This window comes from Curtobacterium sp. MCBA15_013 (assembly GCF_001865095.1).
Lineage (GTDB): Bacteria > Actinomycetota > Actinomycetes > Actinomycetales > Microbacteriaceae > Curtobacterium.
The window spans coordinates 95,502-120,986 of the sequence record NZ_MJGQ01000002.1 but is presented as its reverse complement, the minus strand read 5'-3'; the positions used below and the strand labels follow the sequence as shown (position 1 = coordinate 120,986).

Here is a 25,485-nt window from a genome sequence, read left to right as displayed (position 1 = left end):
GGCAGGTCGTCGACCTGCATCGGTCTACCAAGGAGGGCACCGACATGGCACGCATCGGAGAGAGCGCTGACCTGCTCAAGTGCTCCTTCTGCGGCAAGAGCCAGAAGCAGGTCCAGCAGCTGATCGCCGGTCCCGGGGTGTACATCTGCGACGAGTGCGTCGAGTTGTGCAACGAGATCATCGAAGAGCGACTGGCCGAAGCCGGCGAGGACACCGCCAGCGGTGACTTCGAGCTCCCCAAGCCGCGCGAGATCTTCGACTTCCTGCAGGAGTACGTCATCGGGCAGGACCCGGCGAAGCGCTCCCTCGCAGTGGCGGTCTACAACCACTACAAGCGCATCCGCGCGCAGGGACAGATCACGGCAGCGGAAGACCGCGACGACATCGAGATCGCGAAGTCGAACATCCTGCTCATCGGGCCGACGGGCTGCGGCAAGACCTACCTCGCCCAGACCCTGGCGAAGCGGCTCAACGTGCCCTTCGCCGTCGCGGACGCCACTGCCCTGACCGAGGCCGGGTACGTCGGCGAAGACGTCGAGAACATCCTGCTCAAGCTCATCCAGGCAGCCGACTACGACGTGAAGCGTGCCGAGACCGGCATCATCTACATCGACGAGGTCGACAAGATCGCGCGCAAGGCCGAGAACCCGTCGATCACGCGTGACGTCTCGGGCGAAGGCGTGCAGCAGGCGCTGCTCAAGATCCTCGAGGGCACGGTCGCCTCCGTCCCGCCGCAGGGCGGTCGGAAGCACCCGCACCAGGAGTTCATCCAGATCGACACGACGAACGTGCTGTTCATCGTGGCGGGGGCGTTCGCCGGGCTCGAGGACATCGTCTCGTCGCGCGTCGGCAAGCGGGGCATCGGCTTCGGTGCACCCCTGCACAGCCCGCTCGACCAGCAGGACCTCTACGCCGACGTCCTGCCGGAAGACCTGCACAAGTTCGGGCTGATCCCGGAGTTCATCGGGCGTCTCCCCGTCGTGACCACGGTGTCGCAGCTCGACCAGTCGGCGCTCATGCAGATCCTGACCGAGCCGAAGAACGCGCTCGTGAAGCAGTACCAGCGGATGTTCCAGATCGACGGGGTGGAGCTCGAGTTCGATCGGGGTGCGCTCGAGGCGATCGCGGACCTCGCGGTACTGCGGCAGACGGGTGCTCGTGGGCTCCGGGCGATCCTCGAAGAGGTGCTCGGGCCGGTGATGTTCGACGTGCCGTCGGACGACGACGTCGCACGTGTCGTGATCACCCGCGAGTCGGTGCTCGAGAACGCTGCGCCGACGATCGTCCCGCGGCCGAGGGCGAAGCGCGTCGAGAAGTCCGCGTAGCGGGGGCGCGCGGCGCGCGCTTGCGCGCCGCTGCGCTCCGCGTTGTGCGCCGGCTGCGGCGGCGGGCCGGGCGCACGTTCGAACCACGTTTCCGACGTCGAACCGGCTTTCGGTGGCGGTTCGACGTCGGAAACGTGGTTCGACGCTGCGCGTCGGCGCGCGGCGCACAACGCAAGTCACCCCGAGCCGCGTATGCGCGCGGTTCGGGGTGACTTTGATTGTGCGCCGGCAGCTTGCGCCGCAGCGCCGCGCGCGCGACAGCCCGCCGCGCGCGCCGCGCGCCCCCCCTACTCCAGCCCGCGGCGCCGCAACAGCGGCCCCACCTCGGCATCGCGCCCGCGGAAGTCCCGGTACGCCTCGAGCGGGTCCTTCGCCCCACCGACCCCGAGCAACTTCGACGCGAACCGCTCACCCGCTGCGCGCGAGAGCCCACCGTTCGAGCGGAACCACTCCACGGTGTCGGCATCGAGCACCTCGGACCAGATGTACCCGTAGTACCCGGCGTCGTACCCGCCCGAGAACGTGTGCGCGAAGTACGTCGACGAGTACCGCGGCGGGACGGCCTCGACCGCGATGCCCGCGGATTCCAGAGCCGCCCGCTCGAAGTCCTCGACCGAGATCACGGAAGCCGCCGAGGCAGCGGAGAGCCGGTGCCACGCCTGGTCGAGCAGCGCCGCGGCGAGGTACTCCGTCGTCGCGAACCCCTCGTTGAACCCCGCGGAGTCGCTGAGCCCCAGGACGAGCTCCGGCGGCAGCGGCGCCCCGGTCTCGTGGTGCTTGGCGTAGTTCGCCAGGACGGACGGCCACGACACCCACATCTCGTTCACCTGCGACGGGAACTCGACGAAGTCCCGCTCCACGTTCGTGCCCGAGAAGCGGGGGTAGGTGGTGCGGGCGATGAGGCCGTGCAGTGCGTGCCCGAATTCGTGGAAGAGCGTCTCGACCTCGTCCTGGATCAGGAGCGTCGGCGATCCGGCGGCCGGCTTCGCGACGTTGAGGTTGTTCACGACGACGGGCAGCGTGCCGAGCAGCGCGGACTGCTCCACGACGGGGTTCATCCACGCGCCGCCGCGCTTGCCGTCCCGCGTGTAGAGGTCGAGCAGGTAGAGCCCGACCTCCTCACCGGAGGCGCCGCGCACCTCGAACACCCGCACCTCGTCGTTGTACCCGTGCAGGTCGGGGCGCTCGGTGAACGTCAGGCCGTAGAGCTCGCCGGCAGCGTGGAAGACGCCGTCGTGCAGCACCCGGTCGGCCTCGAAGTAGGGGCGGAGCGCCGAGCTGTCCGCCGCGAACTGCTCACCGCGCAGGAGCTCGGTCGCGTACGCCCAGTCCCACGACTCGACCTCGTGACCGAGCACCCGGGCGCGGACGTCCCGTTCGTCGTCGGCGTTGCGGGCGGCCGCGCCGACGAGTGACGACAGCAGACCGTCGACGGCTTCGGGCGTCCCGGCGGTCTCGTCGGCCGTGACGACCGCGGCGTGGTTCGGGAAGCCGAGGAGTTCGGCGCGCTCGGCCCGGAGCCGGACGATGCGCAGGAGGACGTCACGGTTGTCGTGGTCGTTGCCCCGACGGCCACGGGAGAGCGACGCCTCCATGATCCGCCGACGCAGCCCGCGGTCGGCCAGCGACGACAGCCACGGATGCCCGGTGTAGAGCGGCAGTGTGATGAGCCAGCCGTCGAGCCCCCGGTCGGCAGCGGCTGCGGCGGCGGCGGACTTCGCGCCGTCGTCGAGGCCGGACAGTTCCGAAGCATCCGACACGTGCACGGCGAGGTCGTTCGTGTCTTCGAGCAGGTTCCGCTCGAAGGTCGTCGTGAGCGTCGAGAGCTCCTGGTTGATCGCGGTGAGCCGTTCCTTGCCGGCGTCGTCGAGCCCGGCGCCCGCGAGGGTCATCTCGGTGTGCGTCCGCTCGACCAGCCGACGGTCCTCGTCGGTGAGGTCGGCCCGGTCGTCGAGCGAATCACGGACCGCCGCCACCCGCGCGTACAGGCGTCCGTCGAGCGTGATCGCGTCGCGGTGTGCAGCGAGGAGCGGGGAGACCTCGGCCTCGAGGTCGTGCAGCTCCGGCGTCGAGTCCGCCGACGACAGCGTGAAGAACACGTGGCTCACGCGGGCGAGCAGCTGCCCGGTGCGCTCGAGCGCCACGAGCGTGTTCTCGAAGGTGGGTTCGTCGGGGGAGGCGGCGATCGCCTCGACCTCGGTGCGCTGCTCGGCCATGCCGGCGTCGAACGCGGGGCGGTAGTGCTCGAGCCGTACCTCGCGGAACGGCGGGAGGGCGTACGGAAGGGTGCTCGGTCCATCGAACGGGGTTGCCATCGCTCCACCCTACGGACCGGTGACGCTGTCGGACGGGAGGCGCGGTGCGGACCCGACCCGCGCCTCCTGTCCGACGGTCGGTCGCGTCTCAGGCGCGCGTCGCCGCGTCGATGAGGGTCTCGGCCGCCCGCCGCGCGTGCCGCGCCGGCGTCGTCGACCCGGCGATGGCGGCCGTGGTCTGCGCCCCCTCGGCGAGGAGGGCGAGCTGGGCGGCGAGTTCCTCGGCGGTGGCGGGGTCGCGGACGACCGAGGCCGCGAGGTCCTGCACGAAGCGCTGGAACGAGTCCTTGTGGGCACGGGCGATCTCGGCGACGGCGGGGGAGGTGGCTCCGAGCTCGCCGAACGCGTTGATGAACCCGCAGCCGCGGAAGGTGTCGTCGCCGAACCACGACTCGAGGAAGTCGTAGACCGCGAGCAGCTTGTCACGCGGGGTGGTGGCGGTGTCGACCGCGCCGTGGACCCCGTGTTCCCAGACGTCGTGGCGTCCGGCGAGGACCGCGGCGATCAGCTGCTCCTTGCCGGGGAACGCGGCGTAGAGCTTCTTGAGCGACACCCCGGCGCCGGTGCGGATCTCGTCCATGCCGACGGACTGGATGCCGCGCGCGTAGAAGAGCTGGTCGGCGACGTCGACGATGTGTGCCCGGACGTCGGGGTCGACGGTCGGGAGCGTACTGGTTGCCATGGCGTACCCCGTTCGCTGCGTGTTCACCGTTCTCGACTTGCGCCGGGAACGACCGTTCTCTAGTGTAAGCCACATTGACGGAGAACGACCGTTCTCCGCGAGGTTCAGGGAAGGAACGACCATGGGTGCCATCACCGTCGGGACCGAGAACAGCGTCGACATCGAACTCCACTACGAGGACAAGGGCACCGGCCAGCCGATCGTGCTGATCCACGGCTTCCCGCTCGACGGCAACTCGTGGGAGGGCCAGGTCCCGGCACTGCTCGACGCCGGCTACCGCGTCATCACGTACGACCGCCGTGGCTTCGGGCAGTCCTCGCAGCCGTCGACCGGGTACGACTACGACACCTTCGCTGACGACCTGCACACGGTCCTGACGACCCTCGACCTGCACGACGTGATCCTCGTCGGCTTCTCGATGGGCACCGGCGAGATCGCCCGGTACATCGGCCGTCACGGCGAGGACCGGATCGCGAAGGTCGCGTTCCTGGCCTCGCTCGAGCCCTTCCTGGCGATCACCGACGACAACCCCGACGGCGCCGGCCCGATGTCGTTCTTCGAGGGCATCGCCGCCGACGTGAAGAAGGACCGGTACGCGTACTTCACGAACTTCTACCAGGACTTCTTCAACCTGTCGGACAACCTCGGCTCCCGCATCTCGGAAGAGGCCGTCCGGAACGCGTGGAACGTCGCTGCCGGGTCGGGTGCGATCGCGTCCGCCGCAGCACCGTTGACGTGGCCGACCGACTTCCGTCAGGACATCCCGAAGGTCACCGTCCCGGCGCTCATCGTGCACGGCACGGCGGACAACATCCTGCCGATCGACGCCACCGGCCGACGCTTCAGCAAGGCCCTGCCCGCGGCGGAGTACGTCGAGATCGAGGGCGCGCCGCACGGCCTGCTCACCACGCACACCGCCGAGGTGAACGAGGTGCTCCTGGGGTGGCTCGCGAAGTAGCGCGCGTGCTCGCATCGTGAGCGGAAATGGTCGGGTTCCCCAGCGGGACCCGACCATTTCTGCTCACCAAGCGATGCGGCGCGGCGCCCTCAGTCCTCCTCGGGGGCGTCGTCGGGGTTCGTGACCTGGGCGTGCCCGGCGTCGTCGAGGTGGATCGAGGTGCCGTCGTCGAGCGCGACCATCGGCTTGCCCTCGAGGAACGTCAGGGTCCAGCCCCACCCCGCCGTGTCGACCGACTCCGACGCGAGCTCGTCCTCGACGCCCCGCACGGCGACGACCATCGCCTCGGGGAGTTGCCCGGGTGCCTCGGCACCCACGTTCCAGCGTCTGCCCAACTGCATCCGTGCCTCCAGTCCGGTGGTGGACGGGCCGGATCGCACACGCGACCCGGCCCGGACGACCGACGTTACGCCTGCTGTTCCGCCAGCTCGATCTCGGTGACGGCCAGTTCCGCGCCGTCCTCGAACGACAGGTTCTCGATGCGGCCGACGGCCGCCAGGTCGACCGCAGCGCGCTCGATGAGCGCCCGCGTCTCGGCCGGGGCCTGCACGACGGCGCGCGTCACGGGCGTCTTCTGGGACGCCTTGGCGGCCGTCTTCGCCCCGCGGATGCCGATGAGCGCCTGGCCCACCGCCCCGAGGAGCCCCGTCGGCTCGGCCTGCGTGGGCAGCTCGGCCACGGTCGGCCAGGAGGCGCGGTGCACGCTGGTCTCGTGGGTCCAGGCCCACACTTCCTCCGTCGCGAACGGGAGGAACGGTGCCAGCAGGCGCAGCAGCGCGTCGATCGCGGCGCGGAGCGCGAGGACCGCGCTCGCCTGCGTCTCGTGCGTCCCGTCCGAGGCGGTGCCGTACGCGCGCTCCTTGACGAGCTCGAGGTAGTCGTCGCAGAAGGTCCAGAAGAAGCGCTCGATCACCTCGAGGGCACGGGCGTGGTCGAACGCGTCGAACGCCGTGGTGGCCTGGTCGATGACCGATCCGAGCTCGGCGAGCACGTCGACGTCGAGCGGCTCGGTGACGCTCGTGGCGCCCTCGGGCAGCGGGAAGCCGTAGACGAACTTCGCGGCGTTGAGGACCTTGATCGCCAGACGACGACCGACCTTGATCTGCTTCGGGTTCTGCGGGTCGAAGGCCGCGTCGGTGCCGAGCTTCGACGAGGCCGCCCAGTAGCGGACCGCGTCGGCGCCGTGCTGCTCGAGGATGGAGAGCGGCGTGACGACGTTGCCCTTCGACTTCGACATCTTCTTGCGGTCGGGGTCCACGATGAAGCCGGAGATGCTCGCGTGCTTCCACGGCACGGTGTCCGCTTCGAGCTGGCTGCGGAGCACCGTCGTGAACAGCCACGTGCGGATGATGTCCTGCGCCTGCGGGCGGACGTCGTACGGGTAGACGAGGTCGTAGAGCGCCGGGTCGGTCTCCCACTTGCCCGCGAGCTGCGGGGTGAGCGACGAGGTGGCCCAGGTGTCCATCACGTCGAGCTCGCCCTGGAACCCGCCGGCGACACCACGCTGGTCCTCGGTGTAGCCCGGGGCCGGCTCGGACGCCGGGTCGACGGGGAGCTGGGCCTCGGTCGGGACGATCGGCTGGTCGAAGACCGGGTTGCCGTCGGCGTCGAGCGGGTACCAGACCGGCAGCGGCACGCCGAAGAAGCGCTGGCGCGAGATGAGCCAGTCGCCGGAGAGGCCGCCGACCCAGTTGTCGTACCGGACGCGCATGAAGTCCGGGTGGAACGCGATCTCGTCGCCGCGCTGCCGGAGGGCCGCCTTGAGCTGCTCGTCGCGGGCACCGTTCACGATGTACCACTGGCGGGTCGAGACGATCTCGAGCGGCTTGTCGCCCTTCTCGAAGAACTTCACGGGGTGGTTGATCGTCTTCACGTCGCCGATCAGCTCGCCGGACTCGGTCAGGGCGTCCACGACGACCTTCTTCGCCGAGAACACGGTCTTGCCGGCCATCTCGGCGTAGAGCGCCTTGCCGCCGTCGGACTCGATCCAGGCCGGCTCGTCGGAGCGGACGCGGCCGTCGAACCCGATGATCGCGCGGTTCGGCAGCTGCAGCTCGCGCCACCACACGACGTCGGTGGTGTCGCCGAAGGTGCAGACCATCGCGATGCCGGCGCCCTTGTCCTGCTGCGCGAGGTGGTGCGCGAGCACCGGGACCTCGACGTCGAACAGGGGGGAGCGGACCGTCGTGCCGAAGAGGTCCTGGAAGCGCTCGTCGTCGGGGTGCGCGACGAGGGCGACGCACGCGGGGAGCAGCTCGGGGCGGGTGGTCTGGATGACGACGTCGTCGCCGCCGTCCGTGCGGTGGAAGGCGATGCCGTGGTAGGCACCCGGCATCTCCTTGTCCTCGAGCTCGGCCTGGGCCACGGCCGTGCGGAACGTGACGTCCCAGAGCGTCGGGGCGTCGGCCTGGTAGGCCTCACCACGCTCGAGGTTGCGGAGGAAGGCACGCTGGGCGCTCGCCCGCGAGGTGTCGTCGATCGTCCGGTACGACTGCGTCCAGTCCACGGAGAGGCCGAGCGTGCGGAAGAGGTGCTCGAACTGCTGCTCGTCCTGCACGGTCAGGCGCTCGCACAGCTCGATGAAGTTGCGGCGCGACACCGGGATCTGGTCGGCCGCCTTCGAGGACTTGTTGTCGCCGCCCTCGAACGGCGGCACGAAGGTGGCGTCGTAGGGGAGCTGCGGGTCGCAGCGCACGCCGTAGTAGTTCTGCACACGGCGCTCGGTGGGGAGACCGTTGTCGTCCCAGCCCATCGGGTAGAAGACGTGCTTGCCGCGCATGCGCTCGTACCGGGCCTTGAGGTCGGTGTGCGTGTACGAGAACACGTGCCCGATGTGGAGCGAACCCGAGGCGGTCGGCGGCGGGGTGTCGATCGAGTAGACGTTGCTGCGGTCGCCGGCGGCGTCGCGGTCGAACCGGTAGGTGCCGTCCTGCTCCCAGACCGGGCCCCAGACGTCTTCGAGTCCGTCCACCGTGGGCTTCTCGGGCATGGGCTTCGACATGGCGGGCCTTCCGTTCGGTGCGGTGCTGCGACCGCTGTGTGCGGCACCGAGTCCGTGATGAGGTGCCTGAGTGTGTGCGCGTGCTGCGCAGTCCCACGATCGTAGCGGCTCCCACCGACCCTCCGGTGGCCAATAGCACACGGATCCGGCAGACACGCCGGGCAGCTGATAGTCTGTCGGAGTTTGTCCGGCGGACGCGGGGTTCGCAGGGACTGCAGCGTCGCCGTCCGCCGGGCGCCCGAAGGCAAGACACAGCACTACCGGAGGAACTCACTTGGCACCGAACGAAGCAGGAAACGCACGGGGCGACCGCCCCCTGCGCACCAAGGGCGCCGCGAAGCGCGCACGCCGCAAGCTGACCGAGGACGACGTCACCGTCGTCGAGGAGTCGCTGCTCAAGCGTGCCGTCGCGGCCGCCGCGCTCGGCAACGCCATGGAGTGGTTCGACTTCGGCATCTTCGCCTACCTCACGGTGACGATCTCGAAGGTGTTCCTCCCCGAGGGCGACCCCGCCGCGAACATCGTCGCGACCTTCGGCTTCTTCGCCGCCGCGTTCATCGTGCGCCCCATCGGCGGTGCGGTCTTCGGCCCGATCGGCGACCGGATCGGCCGGCAGAAGGTCCTCGCCCTCACGATGATCCTGATGGCCGCGGGCACGCTCATGATCGGCCTGATCCCGTCGTACAACTCGATCGGCTTCTGGGCGCCCGTGCTGCTGCTGGTGGCGCGGTTCGTGCAGGGCTTCTCGACCGGTGGTGAGTACGGCGGGGCGGCGACGTTCATCGCCGAGTACTCGCCGGACAAGCGCCGCGGGTTCATGGGTTCGTGGCTCGAGTTCGGCACCCTCGCCGGCTACGTGCTCGGCGCATCGATCGTCACGGGCCTGCAGTTCGGCCTCTCCGAGGACGCCCTGCTCAGCTGGGGCTGGCGCATCCCGTTCATCATCGCCGGTCCGCTCGGCCTGATCGGCCTCTACCTGCGCCTCAAGCTGGAGGAGACCCCGGCGTTCCAGAAGCAGCAGGAGCAGGCCGCGGAGCGCGAGGGGCAGAAGACCCCGTTCCTCAAGCTCTTCGCCGAGAACTGGCGCTCGCTGATCATCTGCATCGGTCTGGTCCTCGTGTTCAACGTGACCGACTACATGCTCCTGTCGTACATGCCGACGTACCTCGAGCAGAACCTCGGCCAGAACGCCACGTTCGGCCTGATCCTCATCGTGATCGTGATGATCCTCATGATGGTCGTCATCACGTTCGGCGGTCGCCTGTCCGACAAGTTCGGCCGACGTCCGGTGCTCGCCGCGGGCTGCGTCGGGTTCATCCTGCTCTCGTGGCCGGCGCTCAAGCTGGTGCAGACCGGTACCGGCGTGGGGGTCTTCGCGGGACTCCTGATCCTCGGCGTCGTGCTCGTGACGTTCACCTCGACCATGCCGTCGACCCTGCCGGCGCTGTTCCCGACGATCATCCGCTACGGCGCGCTCGCCATCGCGTTCAACGTGTCGGTGTCGCTCTTCGGCGGGACGACCCCGCTCGCGACCTCGGCGCTCATCAACGCCGCGAAGGACGCCGGCTACGGCTGGGCCGAGGACATCCCGGCGTTCTACCTGATGCTGGCCGCCCTGATCGGGCTCGTCGCCGTCTACTTCACCAAGGAGACGGCCGCGACGCCGCTGATGGGGTCCGGCCCCACGGTGGCGCACGAGGACGAGATCGCCGGCGTCATCAAGGACTACAACGACCCGGAGTCCGAGCTGGCGCAGTCCGACTGGGCGAAGGACTTCTCGACGAGCGAGATCCCGATCATCTCGGGCGACGTGCCGTCGTCCGGTGACGGTTCGAAGGAGCCCGCGGGCTCGTAGGAGCTGGCTGCCTGGAGGCACGGTGCGCGTCCGTCTCGGACGTCGCGCCGTGCCTCCGCTCGTCCGGGCGCGGTGCGCGGCGTCGCGGCGGCGGCGCGGTTCGCGACGTTTCGCGCTGCGCGACACTTCACGGCTCCTCGCGCCCGTGAGGTGTCGCTGAGCGCGTGAGAACGCAGGCGCCGCGCGGCGCGCGGCCGCGACCGCGCTACGCGGCGCCGGCCTCGGGCCGCGGGCCCGCGGCGAGCCGCTCGGCGGCCCGCAGCAAGCGCGCGGTCACGGCGTGCGTCGGGCGGTCGAACACCGTCGCGGCGGGACCGTGCTCGACGACCCGGCCCTCGTGCACGACCAGCACGTCGTCGGCCATCCGCCGGACGGCCCGGAGATCGTGCGACACGAAGACCATAGCCACGCCCGTGCTGTCCCGGAGCCGCTCGAGGAGCGTCAGCACCGCGTCCTGCACCGTGGCGTCGAGTGCCGTGACCGGTTCGTCGAGCACGATGACCTCGGGCGACGTCGCGAGTGCGCGGGCGATCGCGAGGCGCTGCCGTTGCCCGCCGGACAGTGTCAGCGGCGAGCGCCGGCGGAAGGCCGGGTCGAGCCCCACCTGGTCGAGCGCCGCGTCGATGCGGGGACCGAGCGCACCACGGGCCGACCGCTCGGCGCCGCCGGTGAACGCGTCCGCGAGGACCCGCTCCACGTTCCACCGCTCGTCGAACGTCGCCCCGGGGTCCTGCACCACCGCGGACACCCGGTGCCGCAGGGGCCGGCGGGTGCGTTCGTCGAGCGGCACCCACGGCGACGAGTCGAGCGTGACGGTGCCGGCGTCGGGGAGCTCGAGGCCGAGGAGCATCCTCGCGAGCGTGGTCTTGCCGGACCCCGACGCACCGATCACCCCGAGGACGCGCCCGCGCTCGAGCCCGAACGACACGTCGCGCACGGCGGGCACGCCGTCGAACGCCCGCGCGAGCCCCTCGGCCGCGAGCACCACGCCCGCACTGTGCGAGGTTCCGCGCTCCGTGCGAGGCTCCGGCCCCCGCACCGTGTCCGGCACCTCGCACACTGCAGACGCGCCGGGCCCCGCCCCCGCGCCCGCGGCCCGCACCAGCGCCCGCGTCGCCTCGTGCTGCGGCGCCGCGAACACCGACGCCACCGGCCCCTGCTCCACCACGCGTCCCTCGTGCACGACGACCACCCGGTCCGCCCACCCCGCGACGAGCCCGAGGTCGTGCGTGATGACGAGCAGCCCGGCGCCGCGCGACTGGGCCGCACGCAGCTGCTCCATCACGGTGACCGCGACCCCGGCGTCGAGCGCCGTCGTCGGTTCGTCGGCGACCACGAGCGCCGGCGACCCGACCGTGGCCGCGGCGATGAGGGCGCGCTGGCGCATCCCTCCGGACAGGGTGCCCGCGAGCCGACCGTCCGTGGCGAGCGCCGGGTCGAGGCCGACCGCGACGAGCGCGTCCCGCACGGCCCCCACCCGCTGCGCCGCCGTCATGTCCGTGTGCAGCCGGAGGGCGTCCGCGACCTCTCGCCCGACGGGACGCAGCGGGTCCAGGGCGTCGAGGGCCTCCTGGCCGACGTAGCCGACCCGCGAGCCGCGCACGCTCCGCCACCTGCGGTCCGAGAACGCCCGGACGTCGAGCCCGGCCACGGTCAGCCGGTCGACCCGGACCGAGGAACCGGGCGCCGACAGGCCGAGCGCCGCCCGTGCGGTGACGGTCTTGCCGGAGCCGGAGGCGCCGACGAGCGCGACGCACTCGCCGGCATCGACGTGCAGCGCGACGTCCTGCACGACCACTGCCGCGCCGATGCTGACGGTCAGCCCCTGCACGTCGAGCACGGTCATCGGATCGCTCCTGTTCGTCGGATCGCCCGGCCGAGCACGGTCACCGCGGTCGCCAGGACCACGATCGCGAGGCCGGGGAAGGTGCTCATCCACGGTGCCGTCAGCAGGTACGTGCGTCCGTCGGCCAGCATCGCGCCCCACTCCGGCGCGGGTGGCGGGGTGCCGACGCCGAGGTAGCTCAGCGCCGAGGCCCACACGATCGCCTGCCCGACACCGAGCGTCCCGACCGCCACGACCGGCCAGAGCGCCGCGGGGAGCACGTGCCGCACGGTGATCACGGCGGGGGAGCGGCCCATCAGCACGGCGGTCTCGACGACCTGCGAGCGGCGCGCCCGGAGCACGAGCCCGCGGACGATCCGGGCGTACCCGGGCGCCGTCGCGAACCCGACCGCGAGCATCGCCGGGACGGGCCCGGGGCCGGTCACCGCGATGACGACGAGCGCCACGAGGAGCAGGGGGAGCGCGAACGCGACCTCGGTCAGTCGGCCGACGACCCCGTCGACGACGCGCCCGCCGAGTCCCGCGACCACGCCGAGCACGACCCCGACCCCGCCGCCGACGAGCGTCGCGACCACACCGACCACGAGCGACGCCCGCGTGCCGGCGACGACCCGGGCGAGGACGTCCCGCCCGGACTCGTCGGTGCCGAACGGACTCGACCACGACGGCGCCTGGAGCGCCTGCGCCGGGTGCACGGCGAGCGGGTCGCCACCGCCGAGCAGCGACGGCCACACCGCCGCGACCACGGCCAGCGCCACGACGGCGGCAGCGGTCCATCCGGCCGGGCCGAGCGTCCCCCCACGGACTCGCTCGGACCGCCCGGCGGACGCGTCACCCTGGGCACCGGACTGGAGGCGCGGTTCGGCGATCCCGCTCACCGTGCGCCCGCCCCGTGCCGGGTGACGCGCGGAGCGCGTCGCCGGGTCCGCCCCGCCCCGGCCGTCCCGCCGGCACGCGGGTCCACCACACGCTCGACGAGGTCCGCGACGGCGAGCACGACCACGTACGCGGCGGCCGACACCAGCGCGATGCCCGCGACGAGCGGCATGTCCCGCTGCGTCACCGCGGTCACGAGTGCGCGCCCGATGCCCGGGAGCGCGAACACCGACTCGACGACGACCGCACCGGACACGAGCGAACCGAACGCCCAGGCGGACAGGGCGATCCCCGGGAGTGCGGCGTGCCGGAGCAGGTGCCGGCCGAACAGTCCCGCGCGGGTCTCGCCACGACTGCGGGCCGCGAGTGCGAAGGCCGACAGCTGGGCGTCGACCACGCCGTCCCGGACGGTCTCGGCGAGGTACCCGGCGACCGGCAGGGCCACCGTGACGACCGGCAGCACCCAGCCCCGGGCCGAGCCGTCGCTGACCGCCGGCACCCAGCCGAGGGCGCTGGCGAACACCACGATGAGGACGCTGCCGAGCCAGAAGTGCGGGGTGACGCTCGCGGTGACGCTCAGGGCGCTCGTGAGTCCCGCGGCGAACCGGCCGCGCTGCGTCGACCACCACGCGGCGACGATCGCGAGCACCCAGGCGACGACGAGCCCGGCCACGGCCAGGGTCAGCGTGACCGGGAGCTGCTGCCCGAGGAGCGTCGACACCGGCGTCCGGAACGCGTACGAGTCACCGAGGTGCCCGGTCGCCAGACGCCCGAGGAACACCGCGTACTGCACGAGCACCGGTCGGTCGAGGCCGTACTCCTGTCGGACCTGCGCGACCGCCTCGGCCGAGGCCTGGGAGCCCGGTCCGCCGAGGATCGCGAGCGCGGGGTCGCCCGGGATGAGCCGGATCGCGACGAACACGATCGTGGCGACCGCCCAGAGCACCCCGATGCCGCCGGCCAGGCGGCGCAGTCCCCACAGGGTCCACGCCGACCACGCGGCGGGCGTGCCTCGACGTCCGCGACGCAATCCGTGCCTCCCGTCCGACGATCGCGAGGTCGCGATCAGCGGTCGATCCAGGCCGTGCCGAACCACGGCGTCGACACCGCGGTGGTCTGCACACCGTGCACGCTCGACCGCAGCAGGAAGTGGTTCTGCTGGTCGTAGAGCGGGAGGACGGTGCCGCTGGACAGGATGATCTCCTGCGCCTGCTCGTAGAGGTCGCCGCGCTCGGACGTGTCCGAGGTCTGCGCTGCCCGCTGGAGCAGGTCGTCGAGCTCCGGGTCGTCGAGCTGGGCGAGGTTCGCGAAGTACCCGGACGGTGCCGGCGTGATGCTGGCGGAGTCGTACAGGATGCGGAGGACGTCCGCGCCCACCTTCGTGTACGGCGCGCTGACGACGTCGTACTCGTTCGCCGCGAGGGCCGCGTACCAGCTGGAGAGGTCGAGCTCCTGCAGCACGACCTTGAAGCCGACGGCCTTCTCGGAGGCCTGGATCTGCTGGAACAGGCTGCGCTCGGCGGGGACGGACTGGTTCGTCGACACCGGGAACGTGACGGTCAGCTGCTCGCCGTCCTTCTCGCGGATGCCGTCGCTGCCCACCTTCCAGCCGGCGTCGTCGAGGAGCCGCTTCGCCGCCGTCGGGGAGTACTCGAACAGGCTCTTGTCGGAGTACCCGTACGGCTCGACGCTGGAGAGCACCGAGTACGAGCGCTTCGCCGTCCCGAGGAAGAGCGACCGGATGCCGGGGTCGATCTCGGCGCCGGCGATGAAGGCCTTGCGGACGGCCTCGTCACGGAAGACCCCGTGGCCGGAGTTCAGCTCGAGGCGGTTCGACGCACCGGGGCGCGGAGCGTCGAGGTCGCGGATGGACCCCTTCGACGAGGCCGCCTTGAGCTGGTCGGGCTGGGCGTTGTCGATGACGTCGACCTGGCCGGACTGCAGTGCCGCGTACCGCGAGGTCGAGTCGGGCAGGAAGCGCCACGTGATGCCGTCGAGGCGGGGCTCCGTGCTGCCGCGGAGCGGCGTGTAGTCGGCGTTCTTGCGGAGCGTCACCCGGTCGCCGTGCTTCCAGCCGGTGACCTCGAACGGGCCGGTGCCGACCGGCGACTCGCAGTTCACCGCCTGCGACCGCTCCAGCGCCTTCGGGGACTCCATGCCGACCCACGGCTGCGAGAACGACTCGAGCAGCGCGCTGTCCGGCCGGCTCAGCGTCAGGGTGACCGTGTGGTCGTCGGTGGCCGTCGCCTTCGTGATCGACTGCAGCGCGAGGTACCCCGTGCTCGACGCGGTCGCCGGGTCCTGCACGTGCTCGATGTTCGCCACGACCGCGGCGGCGTCGAAGGGCGTGCCGTCGGTGAAGGTCACGTCGTCGCGCAGCGTGAAGGTGAGCGTCCTGCCGTCGTCGCTCGTCGTCCACGACTTCGCCAGCGCCGGGACCGGCTTGCCGTCGTCGAGCGCGGTGAGCTCCTCGATGTACTGGGTGGACAGGAGCGCCTGCGGGTAGTTGCCGCCGACGTGCGGGTCGAGGCAGGTCGGTTCGGCGTCACCCGAGGCGTACGTGAGCGTGCCGCCGTCGACCGGTGTGCTGTTCGACGTCGCGGTGCCGCCACCGGTGCAGCCGGCGAGCACGAGGAGGAGTGCGGCGGCGCCGGCGACCACTGCGGTGGTTTTCTGTACTGAGTCCAAGATCATGGCTGGACGAGTCTAGCGGTTTACTGGGGCCCATGGACGAACCGATGCGCCGCGGTGGCCGCCCCCGACGCTCGAGCGCTGAGGTGCTCGCCGACGCCGCGGCCGAGCTGTTCCTCGAACAGGGCTACGGCCGGACCACGGTCGACCAGATCGCCGCACGGGCCGGGGTCAGCCGCGCGACCTTCTTCAACTACTTCACGGCGAAGTCCGACGTCCTCTGGCTCGACCTCGACGCCGCGGTCGCGACGCTCCCGGCGTGCCTCGCCGCCTCGACCGAGGAGTCCGCGGTGCGGGCCGTCGAGGCCGCGCTGCTCGCCACCGCCCGAGCCCACGACCCCGACCGGGTCCCCTGGGCGATCGCACAGGCCGAGGTGATGGGCATCGGTGCCGAGCTCGTGGCGAGCGTCGCGGCACGGGTGACGGCCCAGCACGCGGCGGTGGCGGCCTTCGTCGCCCGCCGGACGGGGGAGCACCCGGCGGCGCTCTGGCCCCAGACGGTGTCCGGCGCCATGCTCGGGGCGGCCGCAGCGGCCTTCGGCGTCTGGGTCTCGGACGGGGTCGGGCGCCGACCGCTCGTCGAGTACGTCGGGGCGGCGCTCACCCCGGTCGCAGCGGGTCTCGACTCCCACTGAGGTCCGGCCCAATAGGCTCTCTCCCCATGACCCGCGCGCGATGGACACGAACCGCGGTCTTCGCCGTGGTCGCCCTCGCGGGGGTGTTCGTCGCGTACTGGCACATCGGCCGCCAGAGCACCTACGTCGACGAGTTCACCTACACGCGGGCCGGGTGGGACTACGTGCACGGGGTGCTCACCTCGAACCTGCAGCACCCGCCGACCGGCAAGTACCTGTTCGGCGTCGCGCAGCTCGTGTTCGGCGAGGGCGTGCTCGGGCCCCGTCTCGTCGCCGCGACGGCCTCGTTCGGCACCGGCATCGTCCTGTTCGCCTGGCTCCGGCGTCCGATCGGGTACTGGGGCGCCGTGCTCGCCGCCGGGCTCTGGTGGCTCACGCCGCGTGCCGACTCGCCGACGTGGGCAGACGTCGCGTCCGGCACGGCCGCACGGATCGACCGGCTCGCCCTCCTCGAACCGCTGATGACCTTCTTCGCCGTGGCGGCGCTCGCCGCGGCCTGGCAGTGGGCGACCCGACCCCGACGCCCCGCCGACCGGACCACGGCCTGGGACGGCTGGTGGTGGATGGCGCTCGCCGGTGCCCTGCTGGCGCTGTCGGTCACGTCGAAGGTCACCACCACCGTCCTCGTGCTCGCGCTGGTCGCGGTCCCGCTGTTGTTCCGGCGCTGGTCCGGGCTGCTGACCGGGGGCGTCGCGGCCGCCGCGGCGTTCGCCGTGGTGTTCGTCGTCGCGTACGTGCCCGTCGGCGGGGTCCGGGCGATCACCTTCATGATCGAGTTCCAGGGCAAGCACGACACCCGCGGGCACATCATCTCGGTCCTCGGGAAGACGTACATGATCGCGCCGTGGTGGACGAACTTCGTGCGGGTCGTCGAGGGGGTCGGGTGGCCGACGGTCGTCGTGCTGCTGATCGGGACGGCCGCGGCGTTCGCGATCCGCCCGGACCGGCTCGTCGCGCTCCTCGGGATCGCGCTCGGGATCCTCGTCGTCTTCTACTCGACGGCCAACGTCGCACTGCCGCACTACTACCAGGCGTGGATGCCCTGGATCATCGCGCTCGCCGCGGTCGGGTACACCCGGCTCGCCCGGCTGCGGCCGCCGCTCACGACCGTGGTGGCGCTCCTCGCCGTCGTCGTGACGATCGTCCCCGCGGTCGTCGTGGTGCGGACCGTCGCCGAGACGCGCACCACCGGGTTCGCCCGGCTCGAGGGGGTCCTCGAGGAACGCGGGGTGCCGGACGACGTCCGCGTCCTCGTGTCGGGGTCGGCGCAGCAGTCGTTCGCCGTGTTCATCGGCCGCCGTGGCGCGACCCAGGGGGTGACGCACGGGGACTACGGCGTGCTCGTCGCCGGGATCGACCCGCGGTTCCCGATGGACGACGACCTGCGGGCCTTGCTGCGGGAGCACCCGGAGCGGTTCGAGGAGTTCCGGCTCGACGCGCTGCGGGTGTGGGTCGTGCGGGACGGCCTGGTGATCGAGCGCCGCGGGGACACCGCGACCCTGGTGCCCGCCGACCGCGGCTGACCCGACCGCGCAGCAGCCGCGTGCGGCTCAGTCGGTCCGGAGCGTGCCGGCCCCACCCGCGGCGACGTCCTCGGCCGTCCCGTCCCGCACCACCTCCGGCACGTCGTCGCCCGTCGGCACGAGCGACTCGTCGCCGGGGTAGCTCAGGGTGAGCACGGCCTCCTCGATGTACTGGCTCTCCTCGAGGGACTTCTCGACGTCACGCAACCGCACCGCCACGTGCTCCTCGTTCTCGTTGCCGGTCAGGTCGACCGCGGCGACGAGGTAGACCCGCGAGGGCCCGACGAACTCGAGGTGCAGGTAGGTGACGCGCTCGACCTGCGACCGCCCGAGCAGCTCGACGAGCACCGCGTTCTCGAGCTCCGGGGACGTGCTCTCCCCGAGCAGGAACCGGCGGTTGCGGTCGATCAGGACGATCGCGACGACCCCGAGCAGGATGCCGATCGCGATCGAGCCGACGGCGTCGAAGACCGCGAGGCCGGTGACCTGGTGGAGGAACACCCCGAGGAACGCGACCACGAGGCCGATGAGCGCCGCGGCGTCCTCGGCGAAGACGGCACGGAGGGTCGGGTTCGACGACTGCAGGACGTGCCGGAGCACCGGCACCCGCCGCTTCGTCGCCGCGCCGTGCGCCTGCCGGTACGCCTGCAGGAAGCTCGTGCCCTCGAGGCAGAACGACAGCCCGAGGACGATGTAGTTCAGCAGCACGTCCTCGGCCGGCCCGGTGTCCCCGAGCTCGGTGATGCCGTGGTAGATCGAGACGATGGCGCCTGCGGTGAAGAGGCCGAACGCGGCGAACATCGACCAGATGTACGTCTCACGGCCGTAGCCGAGCGGGTGCGCGGTGTCGCGCTTCCTCGAGCCACGCCGTTCGGCGACGAGCAGGAAGATCTCGTTGCCGGTGTCGGCCCACGAGTGTGCGGCCTCGGCGACCATGGACGCCGATCCGGAGATCAGGGAGGCGATCGTCTTGGCGATCGCGACGAGCAGGTTCGCGCCGAACGCGATGACGACGGTGAGCAGGGAATCGGGACGCTCCTGCTGCGCGGGGGCAGCATCTGACGAGGGCATCGCTCCAGCATGCTCTCGTCCGCTAAACTCGTGCACACAGGCGTCGATCCGGCCATCACCGGGGAGCCTCCGGAAGAACCCGGCCGTCAGCACCATCGACCGCCGGCAGTAGAACCGGGCGGACCGGGCCGCGCACGCCCCGGCAACGAGCGGTCGCCCCGGGTCACCCGGAGCGGCAAGCGAGGTGGTACCGCGGAGCCTGCTCCGTCCTCGTGGTCCTGAGAACCGGCAACCCACAGGAGCCCCGCGGTGCGCTACCCACTTGATTCCGACGCAGACGGCGTCGTCCCGTCGCCGTCCTTCCCCGCCGTCGAGCAGGGGATCCTCGCCTTCTGGAAGGGCGACGGCACGTTCCAGGCGTCGATCGACCAGCGCGAGGGCTGCGACGAGTGGACGTTCTACGACGGCCCGCCGTTCGCCAACGGCCTGCCGCACTACGGCCACCTCCTGACCGGGTACGCGAAGGACGTCTTCCCGCGCTACCAGACCATGCGCGGCAAGCAGGTGCACCGTCGCTTCGGCTGGGACACGCACGGCCTGCCCGCCGAGCTCGAGGCGATGCGCCAGCTCGGCATCACCGAGAAGCACGAGATCGACGAGATGGGCGTCGACGTCTTCAACGCCGCCGCCAAGAAGTCCGTCCTGCAGTACACCGACGAGTGGCAGCAGTACGTCACCCGCCAGGCGCGCTGGGTCGACTTCGAGAACGACTACAAGACCCTCGACGTGACGTTCATGGAGAGCGTGCTGTGGGCGTGGAAGCAGCTCTGGGACAAGGGGCTCGCGTACGAGGGCTTCCGGGTCCTGCCGTACTGCTGGAACGACCAGACGCCGCTGTCGAACCACGAGCTGCGCATGGACGACGACGTCTACAAGATGCGCCAGGACCAGTCCGTCACGGTGTCGTTCCCGCTGCGGGGTGCGCGCGCCGAGTCGCTCGGGCTGGCCGGCGTGCGTGCGCTCGCCTGGACGACGACCCCCTGGACCCTGCCCACGAACGCCGCGCTGGCCGTCGGGCCTGCGGTTTCGTACGTGGTGCTGCCCGCCGGCCCAGGAGGCGCGGCTGACGGTGGCACCGCCGGTTCCGCCCGGTACATGCTGGCGTCGGACACCGTGGCCGCGTACGCGAAGGACCTCGGCTACGAGAGCGCCGAGGACGCCGCTGCCGCGGTCGTCCGCACCCTGACGGGTGCGGAGCTCGACGGCGTCGAGTACGAGCGCCTCTTCGACTTCCTCGCGGAGACCGAGGGCATGGAGAACGCCTGGAAGATCCTCGTCGCCGACTACGTCGAGACGGGCGAGGGCACCGGGATCGTGCACCAGGCCCCGGCCTACGGTGCCGACGACCAGGTGGTCTGCGCCGCCGCGGGGATCCCCGTGGTGCTGTCGCTCGACGAGGGCGGTGTCTTCACGTCGCAGTTCGGCGAGGTCGCCGGCATGCTCTGGTCGGACGCGAACAAGCCCCTCACGAAGGCCGTCCGCGACGCCGGTCGACTGCTCCGCCAGGCGTCCTACGAGCACAGCTACCCGCACTGCTGGCGCTGCCGGAAGCCCCTCATCTACAAGGCCGTGTCGAGCTGGTTCGTCCGCGTGACCGAGTTCCGCGACCGCATGGGCGAGCTCAACCAGGACATCAACTGGGTGCCGGACAACGTCAAGGACGGTCAGTTCGGCAAGTGGGTCGGCAACGCCATCGACTGGTCGGTGTCCCGCAACCGGTACTTCGGCACGCCGATCCCGGTGTGGCAGTCCGACGACCCCGAACACCCGCGCACCGACGTGTACGGCTCACTCGAGGAGATCGAGCGTGACTTCGGTCGACTGCCGGTGAACGCCGACGGCGAGGTCGACCTGCACCGCCCGTTCATCGACGACCTGACGCGCCCCAACCCGGACGACCCCACCGGGAAGTCGACGATGCGCCGGATCACCGACGTGTTCGACGTCTGGTTCGACTCCGGGTCGATGCCGTACGCCCAGGTGCACTACCCGTTCGAGAACCGCGAGTGGTTCGAGTCGCACAACCCGGCCGACTTCATCGTCGAGTACATCGGGCAGACCCGCGGCTGGTTCTACGTCATGCACGTGCTGTCCACCGCGCTGTTCGACCGGCCGGCGTACAAGAACGTCATCAGCCACGGCATCGTGCTCGGCTCCGACGGCCAGAAGATGTCGAAGTCGCTCCGGAACTACCCGGACGTCTCCGAGGTGTTCGACCGCGACGGTGCCGACGCGATGCGCTGGTTCCTGATGTCGTCGTCGGTCATCCGCGGCGGGAACCTCGTCGTCACGGAAGAGGGCATCCGCCAGGGCGTCCGCGAGTTCCTGCTCCCGCTCTGGTCGACGTACTACTTCTTCACCCTCTACGCGAACGCGTCGGGGGAGTCCGGGTACCAGGCGTCGCGGAGCACGGCGAGCACCGACGTGCTCGACCGCTACCTGCTCGCGAAGACCCGGGTGCTCGTGTCGGACGTGCAGCAGCACCTGGACGCGCTCGACACCCCGCTCGCCGCCCAGGCCGTCCGCGACTTCGCCGACGTGCTGACGAACTGGTACGTGCGCCGGTCGCGCGACAAGTTCTGGCTCGGCGCCGAGTCCTCGCCCGAGGCCCGTGCCGCGTTCGACACGCTGTACACCGTGCTCGAGACGCTCACCCGCGTCGCCGCACCCCTCGCCCCGCTCGTGACCGACGCGGTCTGGCGGGGACTGACCGGCGGCCGCAGCGTCCACCTCGAGGACTTCCCCGACGCCGAGGAGTTCCCGGCCGATCAGGCGCTCGTCGACGCCATGGACCGCGTGCGGGACGTCGCCTCGAAGGGGCTCGCGCTCCGCAAGGCCACCGGCAAGCGCGTCCGCCTGCCCCTCGCCACCCTGACGCTCGTGGTGCCCGACCCGGCGGCCGTCGAGCCCTTCGTGGACATCCTCCGCGACGAGCTCAACGTCAAGCAGGTCGTGCTCGAGCAGCAGGAGGAGTCGTCGCTCGGTCGGTACGGCATCGAGCGGAAGCTCACCGTGAACGCCCGCGCCGCCGGACCCCGCATCGGCAAGCAGGTCCAGCAGGTCATCCCGGCCGCCAAGAAGGGCGACTGGACCGCGACCGAGTCCGGCGTGACCGTCGGCGGCGTCGACCTCGTCGAGGGCGAGTACACGCTCGACCTCACCGTTGCCGACGACTCCGTGGCGGTGGCGTTCCTCGACGGCGGCGGCTTCGCGGTGCTCGACACCGTGACGACGCCCGAGCTCGAGGCCGAGGGGCTCGCCCGCGACGTCGTCCGCGCCGTCCAGCAGGCCCGCCGTGACGCCGACCTCGACGTCAGCGACCGCATCGTCCTCACCCTCGGTGCGGACGAGGTCGCCGACGCGGCGGTCCGCACCCACCAGCAGCTCATCGCGGGGGAGACCCTGTCGACGAGCGTCGAGATCGTGCCCCTCGGGGCAGACGCCACCACCACCGACGTCGGTGACGGTGCGAAGGTGACCGTGGAGGTGTCACGCGCATGAGCGAGTACCCCGAAGAGCCGTCCGAGGACGGCATCGAGATCCCCGTCGGCCCCGCCGGTGCGACGGACCCCGCCGACGCCGTGCCCTACGGTGCGGACGACGACGAGGTCAAGCGCGTCGAGGCGGCTCTGTACGCCCGGATCGGCGAGCAGTCGCCCGAACACCGGCTGTCCGCGACCCGGCGCGCCGTCGAGCTCCTCGGCGACCCGCACCTGTCGTACCCCGTGATCCACCTGACCGGCACGAACGGCAAGACCTCGACCGCGCGCATGGCCGAGAGCATCGTCCGGGCACACGGCCTCCGGACCGGACTCATGACGAGCCCGCACCTGGTGTCGATCCGGGAGCGCATCGTCGTCGATGGCACCCCGATCGCCGCCGACCGCTTCGTGGAGAACTGGGACGACATCGCCCCGATCCTCGAGATGACCGACCAGGAGCTCACCGACAAGGGCGAGCTCCCGCTGACCTTCTTCGAGGCGCTGACCGTCCTCGCCCTGGCGTGCTTCGCCGAGGCTCCGGTCGACGTCGCCGTGATCGAGGTCGGCATGGGCGGCGAGTGGGACTCCACCAACGTCGTGCAGAGCCAGGTGCAGGTGTTCACGCCGATCGCGATCGACCACGCCAAGCAGCTCGGCAGTACCGTCGCCGAGATCGCCCGCACGAAGTCCGGCATCATCAAGCCCTCGTCGTCGATCGTCTCGAGCGCACAGACGCCCGAGGCGCTCGCCGAGCTGCAGCGCGCGGCCGAGCTCACTGAGTCGACCCTCGCGGTCGAGGGGGACGGCTTCCGGCTCGTCGACGTGACGCCGGCCGTCGGCGGCCAGCTCATCACCGTGCAGGGCATCGCCGGCCGCTACGACGACCTGTTCCTGCCGCTCTTCGGCCGGCACCAGGCGCACAACGCCGCCGTCGCGATCGCCGCCGTCGAGGCCTTCCTCGGCCGCGGCTCGCAGGCCCTCGACGAGGACGTCCTGTCCGAGGGACTCGCCGGTGCGACCAGCCCCGGCCGACTCCAGCCGATCGCCACGGGTCCGACCGTGGTGGTCGACGCGGCGCACAACCCGCACGGCGCACGCGCGCTCGCCGAGGCGCTCCCCGTGGCGTTCCCGTCCGAGCACGTGGTCGGCGTCGTCGGCATCCTCGGTGACAAGGACGCCCGCGGCTTCGTCCGCGCGCTCAAGGACACCGTCGCGACCTTCGTCGTGACCCAGCCGCCGGGGGAGCGCGCTCTCGACGCGGACGAGTTCGCCCGGGTCGTCGTCGACGAGGTCGGCGAGGACCGGGTCGTCGTCGAGCCGTCGCTCGAGGCCGCCCTCCAGGAAGCCCGTGACCTCGCGGACGACGCCGAGGCCGACGACGCCATGGTGCTCGTCGCGGGCTCGATCGTGATGGTGGGCCGCGTCATGGACCTGGTCCACGCCGAAGGCGGGACGAAGTGACGGACGCGGGCCGCGCCTCCAGGACCCCACGCGCACCGCGCACCCGTCGGCCGCGACGCGATCGCGGTGCACGGGAGAGCCTGCTGTCGATCACCCTCGTGCTCGAGGCGATCATGTTCTTCTTCCCGATGCTCGTCGTGTTCGGCAAGGGGACGCTCCCGCCGGCGGTCGCGTTCGGCGGCGGCATCGGCTCGATGATCGTGCTGGCGCTGGCCTCTCGCCTGACCGGCAACCGCGCCGGTGTAGGGTTCGGGTGGCTGCTGCAGGCGGCCATCCTCGCCACCGGGTTCATCGAACCGTTCATGTTCGCCGTGGCCGTGGTGTTCCTGGCGCTGTGGGTCTTCTGCTTCGTCAAGGGCGGTCAGCTCGACCGTCAGAACGCCGCGAGGCGCGCGGCCCTCGGCGAGGACTGACCACCCCGTTCGACCACGAAACACCAGGAGTTCCGCGTGTCCGATCTCGAAGAGACCCTCGTCCTCGTCAAGCCCGACGGCGTCGCCCGCCAGCTCACCGGTGAGATCCTCCGCCGGATCGAGGCCAAGGGCTACGAGATCGTCGACCTGAAGATGGTGACGGCCCCCCGCGACCTGCTCGACGCCCACTACGAGGAGCACCAGGGCAAGCCGTTCTTCGAGCCCCTCGTCGAGTTCATGCAGTCCGGCCCGGTCGTCGCCGTGCGCGTCGCCGGCAACGGCGTCATCGCCGGCTTCCGGTCGCTCGCCGGCACCACCGACCCGACCTCGGCCGCGCCGGGGACGATCCGCGGTGACCTCGGCCGCGACTGGGGCCTCAAGGTGCAGCAGAACCTCGTGCACGGCTCCGACAGCCCCGAGTCGTCGGCTCGCGAGCTCGCGCTCTGGTTCGCCTGAGTCCGGGGGATCGACGCGTGACGAACAACGACCGTCCCACGAAGAACGAGCGTCGCCAGCACGCCCGTGACGTCGCCCGGCAGCGCGCCGAGGCCGAGAAGCGCCGCAAGCGCCGCAACCGCTGGTTCCTGCAGGGCGGCATCGGCCTCGGGATCATCGCCGTCGCCGCGATCGTCGCGATCGTGGTGGTGAACGTGAACAACCAGCCCGCCGTGTCCGCGGCCGGGCCGAAGAACATGGCGACCGGTGCGATCCAGTTCACCGGCAGCGACGGCACGGTCACCCCCGTGACCTCCGGCGCGGTGGCGGCGAAGGCCACCCCGTCCCCGGTGCCCACCGCGGCCGCCGACGGGAAGGTCCAGGTCACCGAGTACGTCGACTGGGCCTGCCCGGTCTGCAAGCAGTTCGAGGCCGCCTACGCCGACCAGATCCTCGACAAGGTGAAGTCGGGCGACGCGACCCTCGCGATCCAGCCCGTGTCGATCCTCGACCGCAGCTACCAGAACTCGCGGTACGCCAGCCGTGCCGCGAACGCCGCGATGTGCGTCGCGAACTACGCGCCGGACAAGTTCCTCGACGTCCAGACGCAGTTCTTCGACAACCAGCCGGAGGAGGGCACGAAGGGCCTGACGAACGCCGAGATCGCGAAGCTCGTCAAGGCCGGCGGAGCGACCGGGTCCAACGTCTCCGAGTGCCTGTCGAGCGAGCGCTTCCGCGGGTGGGTGACGAAGTCCACCAACGCCGTGCTGGCCGATCCGGCACTGCAGGGCACGCAGGGCTTCGGCACGCCGACCGTCCTCGTGAACGGCAAGAAGATCGCCACGCTGACCGACGTCATCACCGAGATCGACGCCGCGTCGAAGTAGCACGCTGGACGACGACGGCCCCCGCTTCC

The 25,485-nt window shown here is 71.2% G+C and carries 19 protein-coding genes; 10 read left to right on the top strand and 9 right to left on the bottom strand.

All coding sequences use genetic code 11. From position 1 onward, the window contains the following. The first annotated feature begins 44 nt into the window (after positions 1 to 44). Positions 45 to 1,325 carry an ATP-dependent Clp protease ATP-binding subunit ClpX gene (gene clpX / locus BIV01_RS01580; RefSeq protein WP_022907244.1) on the top strand — a complete coding sequence of 427 codons (1,281 nt, stop codon included), beginning with the start codon at positions 45 to 47 and terminating at the stop codon, positions 1,323 to 1,325. Between the two features lie 287 nt (positions 1,326 to 1,612). On the opposite strand, the gene BIV01_RS01575 is transcribed toward clpX, so the two are convergent. Continuing rightward, positions 1,613 to 3,640: a M3 family metallopeptidase gene (locus BIV01_RS01575; protein ID WP_071301708.1), complete on the bottom strand. Its 2,028-nt coding sequence runs from the start codon at positions 3,638 to 3,640 to the stop codon at positions 1,613 to 1,615. A gap of 88 nt (positions 3,641 to 3,728) precedes the next feature. Further along, the gene (locus BIV01_RS01570; RefSeq protein WP_070416569.1) at positions 3,729 to 4,322 is read right to left on the bottom strand and encodes a TetR/AcrR family transcriptional regulator; all 594 of its coding nucleotides are present in this window, start codon (positions 4,320 to 4,322) and stop codon (positions 3,729 to 3,731) included. Positions 4,323 to 4,443: 121 nt separating this feature from the next. On the opposite strand from BIV01_RS01570, the gene BIV01_RS01565 reads away from it, so the two are divergent. Continuing rightward, on the top strand, positions 4,444 to 5,280 hold the full coding sequence (locus tag BIV01_RS01565; RefSeq protein ID WP_071301707.1) for an alpha/beta fold hydrolase: 837 nt from the start codon (positions 4,444 to 4,446) through the stop codon (positions 5,278 to 5,280). An 89-nt stretch (positions 5,281 to 5,369) separates the two neighbouring features. Here BIV01_RS01565 and BIV01_RS01560 read toward each other — a convergent pair whose 3' ends face one another. Both BIV01_RS01560 and valS read right to left on the bottom strand, forming a co-directional pair. After that, positions 5,370 to 5,621: a hypothetical protein gene (locus BIV01_RS01560; protein WP_071301756.1), complete on the bottom strand. Its 252-nt coding sequence runs from the start codon at positions 5,619 to 5,621 to the stop codon at positions 5,370 to 5,372. A gap of 65 nt (positions 5,622 to 5,686) precedes the next feature. Then, entirely contained in the window at positions 5,687 to 8,281 is a 2,595-nt protein-coding gene (gene valS, locus BIV01_RS01555) for a valine--tRNA ligase (RefSeq protein ID WP_071301706.1), read from the bottom strand. Positions 8,282 to 8,555: 274 nt separating this feature from the next. Between valS and proP the strand changes: the two genes are divergently transcribed. Then, positions 8,556 to 10,136 carry a glycine betaine/L-proline transporter ProP gene (proP, locus tag BIV01_RS01550; protein WP_254790819.1) on the top strand — a complete coding sequence of 527 codons (1,581 nt, stop codon included), beginning with the start codon at positions 8,556 to 8,558 and terminating at the stop codon, positions 10,134 to 10,136. 205 nt (positions 10,137 to 10,341) lie between these two features. Here proP and BIV01_RS01545 read toward each other — a convergent pair whose 3' ends face one another. From BIV01_RS01545 to BIV01_RS01530, 4 genes are read right to left on the bottom strand one after another with little or no spacing between them, the layout of a single operon-like run. Beyond that, entirely contained in the window at positions 10,342 to 11,982 is a 1,641-nt protein-coding gene (locus BIV01_RS01545) for an ATP-binding cassette domain-containing protein (protein WP_071301705.1), read from the bottom strand. Then, positions 11,979 to 12,860 carry an ABC transporter permease gene (locus tag BIV01_RS01540; RefSeq protein ID WP_083413701.1) on the bottom strand — a complete coding sequence of 294 codons (882 nt, stop codon included), beginning with the start codon at positions 12,858 to 12,860 and terminating at the stop codon, positions 11,979 to 11,981. The genes BIV01_RS01545 and BIV01_RS01540 overlap by 4 nt, the downstream gene beginning before the upstream one ends. Then, positions 12,857 to 13,888, bottom strand: a complete 1,032-nt coding sequence (locus tag BIV01_RS01535; protein WP_254791757.1) for an ABC transporter permease — start codon at positions 13,886 to 13,888, stop codon at positions 12,857 to 12,859. Before BIV01_RS01535 ends, BIV01_RS01540 begins: the two co-directional genes overlap by 4 nt. 35 nt (positions 13,889 to 13,923) lie before the next feature. After that, positions 13,924 to 15,552: an ABC transporter substrate-binding protein gene (locus BIV01_RS01530; RefSeq protein ID WP_071301704.1), complete on the bottom strand. Its 1,629-nt coding sequence runs from the start codon at positions 15,550 to 15,552 to the stop codon at positions 13,924 to 13,926. A 32-nt stretch (positions 15,553 to 15,584) separates the two neighbouring features. Between BIV01_RS01530 and BIV01_RS19590 the strand changes: the two genes are divergently transcribed. Together BIV01_RS19590 and BIV01_RS01520 are read left to right on the top strand one after the other, a co-directional pair. Next, the gene (locus BIV01_RS19590) at positions 15,585 to 16,184 is read left to right on the top strand and encodes a TetR/AcrR family transcriptional regulator (protein ID WP_070416563.1); all 600 of its coding nucleotides are present in this window, start codon (positions 15,585 to 15,587) and stop codon (positions 16,182 to 16,184) included. Positions 16,185 to 16,210: 26 nt separating this feature from the next. Further along, complete coding sequence (locus BIV01_RS01520) at positions 16,211 to 17,707, top strand: hypothetical protein (protein ID WP_139199162.1); 1,497 nt, start codon at positions 16,211 to 16,213, stop codon at positions 17,705 to 17,707. Positions 17,708 to 17,734: 27 nt separating this feature from the next. Here BIV01_RS01520 and BIV01_RS01515 read toward each other — a convergent pair whose 3' ends face one another. Beyond that, positions 17,735 to 18,778: a cation diffusion facilitator family transporter gene (locus BIV01_RS01515; RefSeq protein WP_071301702.1), complete on the bottom strand. Its 1,044-nt coding sequence runs from the start codon at positions 18,776 to 18,778 to the stop codon at positions 17,735 to 17,737. Positions 18,779 to 19,027: 249 nt separating this feature from the next. Here BIV01_RS01515 and ileS point away from each other — a divergent pair, with 249 nt between their 5' ends. From ileS to BIV01_RS01490, 5 genes are read left to right on the top strand one after another with little or no spacing between them, the layout of a single operon-like run. Continuing rightward, on the top strand, positions 19,028 to 22,279 hold the full coding sequence (ileS, locus tag BIV01_RS01510; protein WP_071301701.1) for an isoleucine--tRNA ligase: 3,252 nt from the start codon (positions 19,028 to 19,030) through the stop codon (positions 22,277 to 22,279). After that, the gene (locus tag BIV01_RS01505) at positions 22,276 to 23,721 is read left to right on the top strand and encodes a bifunctional folylpolyglutamate synthase/dihydrofolate synthase (RefSeq protein WP_083413700.1); all 1,446 of its coding nucleotides are present in this window, start codon (positions 22,276 to 22,278) and stop codon (positions 23,719 to 23,721) included. Before ileS ends, BIV01_RS01505 begins: the two co-directional genes overlap by 4 nt. Beyond that, the gene (locus BIV01_RS01500; RefSeq protein ID WP_070416559.1) at positions 23,718 to 24,134 is read left to right on the top strand and encodes a DUF4233 domain-containing protein; all 417 of its coding nucleotides are present in this window, start codon (positions 23,718 to 23,720) and stop codon (positions 24,132 to 24,134) included. Before BIV01_RS01505 ends, BIV01_RS01500 begins: the two co-directional genes overlap by 4 nt. A gap of 36 nt (positions 24,135 to 24,170) precedes the next feature. Continuing rightward, positions 24,171 to 24,590 carry a nucleoside-diphosphate kinase gene (ndk, locus tag BIV01_RS01495; RefSeq protein WP_070416558.1) on the top strand — a complete coding sequence of 140 codons (420 nt, stop codon included), beginning with the start codon at positions 24,171 to 24,173 and terminating at the stop codon, positions 24,588 to 24,590. 17 nt (positions 24,591 to 24,607) lie between these two features. Then, positions 24,608 to 25,456: a DsbA family protein gene (locus BIV01_RS01490; protein WP_071301700.1), complete on the top strand. Its 849-nt coding sequence runs from the start codon at positions 24,608 to 24,610 to the stop codon at positions 25,454 to 25,456. Positions 25,457 to 25,485 lie beyond the last annotated feature (29 nt).

Bases quoted from the DNA above. Each gene is read 5' to 3' on its own strand.
- clpX (WP_022907244.1), top strand. From the start codon at position 45: ATGGCACGCATCGGAGAGAGCGCTGACCTGCTCAAGTGCTCCTTCTGC.
- BIV01_RS01575 (WP_071301708.1), bottom strand. From the start codon at position 3,640: ATGGCAACCCCGTTCGATGGACCGAGCACCCTTCCGTACGCCCTCCCG.
- BIV01_RS01570 (WP_070416569.1), bottom strand. From the start codon at position 4,322: ATGGCAACCAGTACGCTCCCGACCGTCGACCCCGACGTCCGGGCACAC.
- BIV01_RS01565 (WP_071301707.1), top strand. From the start codon at position 4,444: ATGGGTGCCATCACCGTCGGGACCGAGAACAGCGTCGACATCGAACTC.
- BIV01_RS01560 (WP_071301756.1), bottom strand. From the start codon at position 5,621: ATGCAGTTGGGCAGACGCTGGAACGTGGGTGCCGAGGCACCCGGGCAA.
- valS (WP_071301706.1), bottom strand. From the start codon at position 8,281: ATGTCGAAGCCCATGCCCGAGAAGCCCACGGTGGACGGACTCGAAGAC.
- BIV01_RS01545 (WP_071301705.1), bottom strand. From the start codon at position 11,982: ATGACCGTGCTCGACGTGCAGGGGCTGACCGTCAGCATCGGCGCGGCA.
- BIV01_RS01530 (WP_071301704.1), bottom strand. From the start codon at position 15,552: ATGATCTTGGACTCAGTACAGAAAACCACCGCAGTGGTCGCCGGCGCC.
- BIV01_RS19590 (WP_070416563.1), top strand. From the start codon at position 15,585: ATGGACGAACCGATGCGCCGCGGTGGCCGCCCCCGACGCTCGAGCGCT.
- BIV01_RS01520 (WP_139199162.1), top strand. From the start codon at position 16,211: ATGACCCGCGCGCGATGGACACGAACCGCGGTCTTCGCCGTGGTCGCC.
- BIV01_RS01515 (WP_071301702.1), bottom strand. From the start codon at position 18,778: ATGCCCTCGTCAGATGCTGCCCCCGCGCAGCAGGAGCGTCCCGATTCC.
- BIV01_RS01505 (WP_083413700.1), top strand. From the start codon at position 22,276: ATGAGCGAGTACCCCGAAGAGCCGTCCGAGGACGGCATCGAGATCCCC.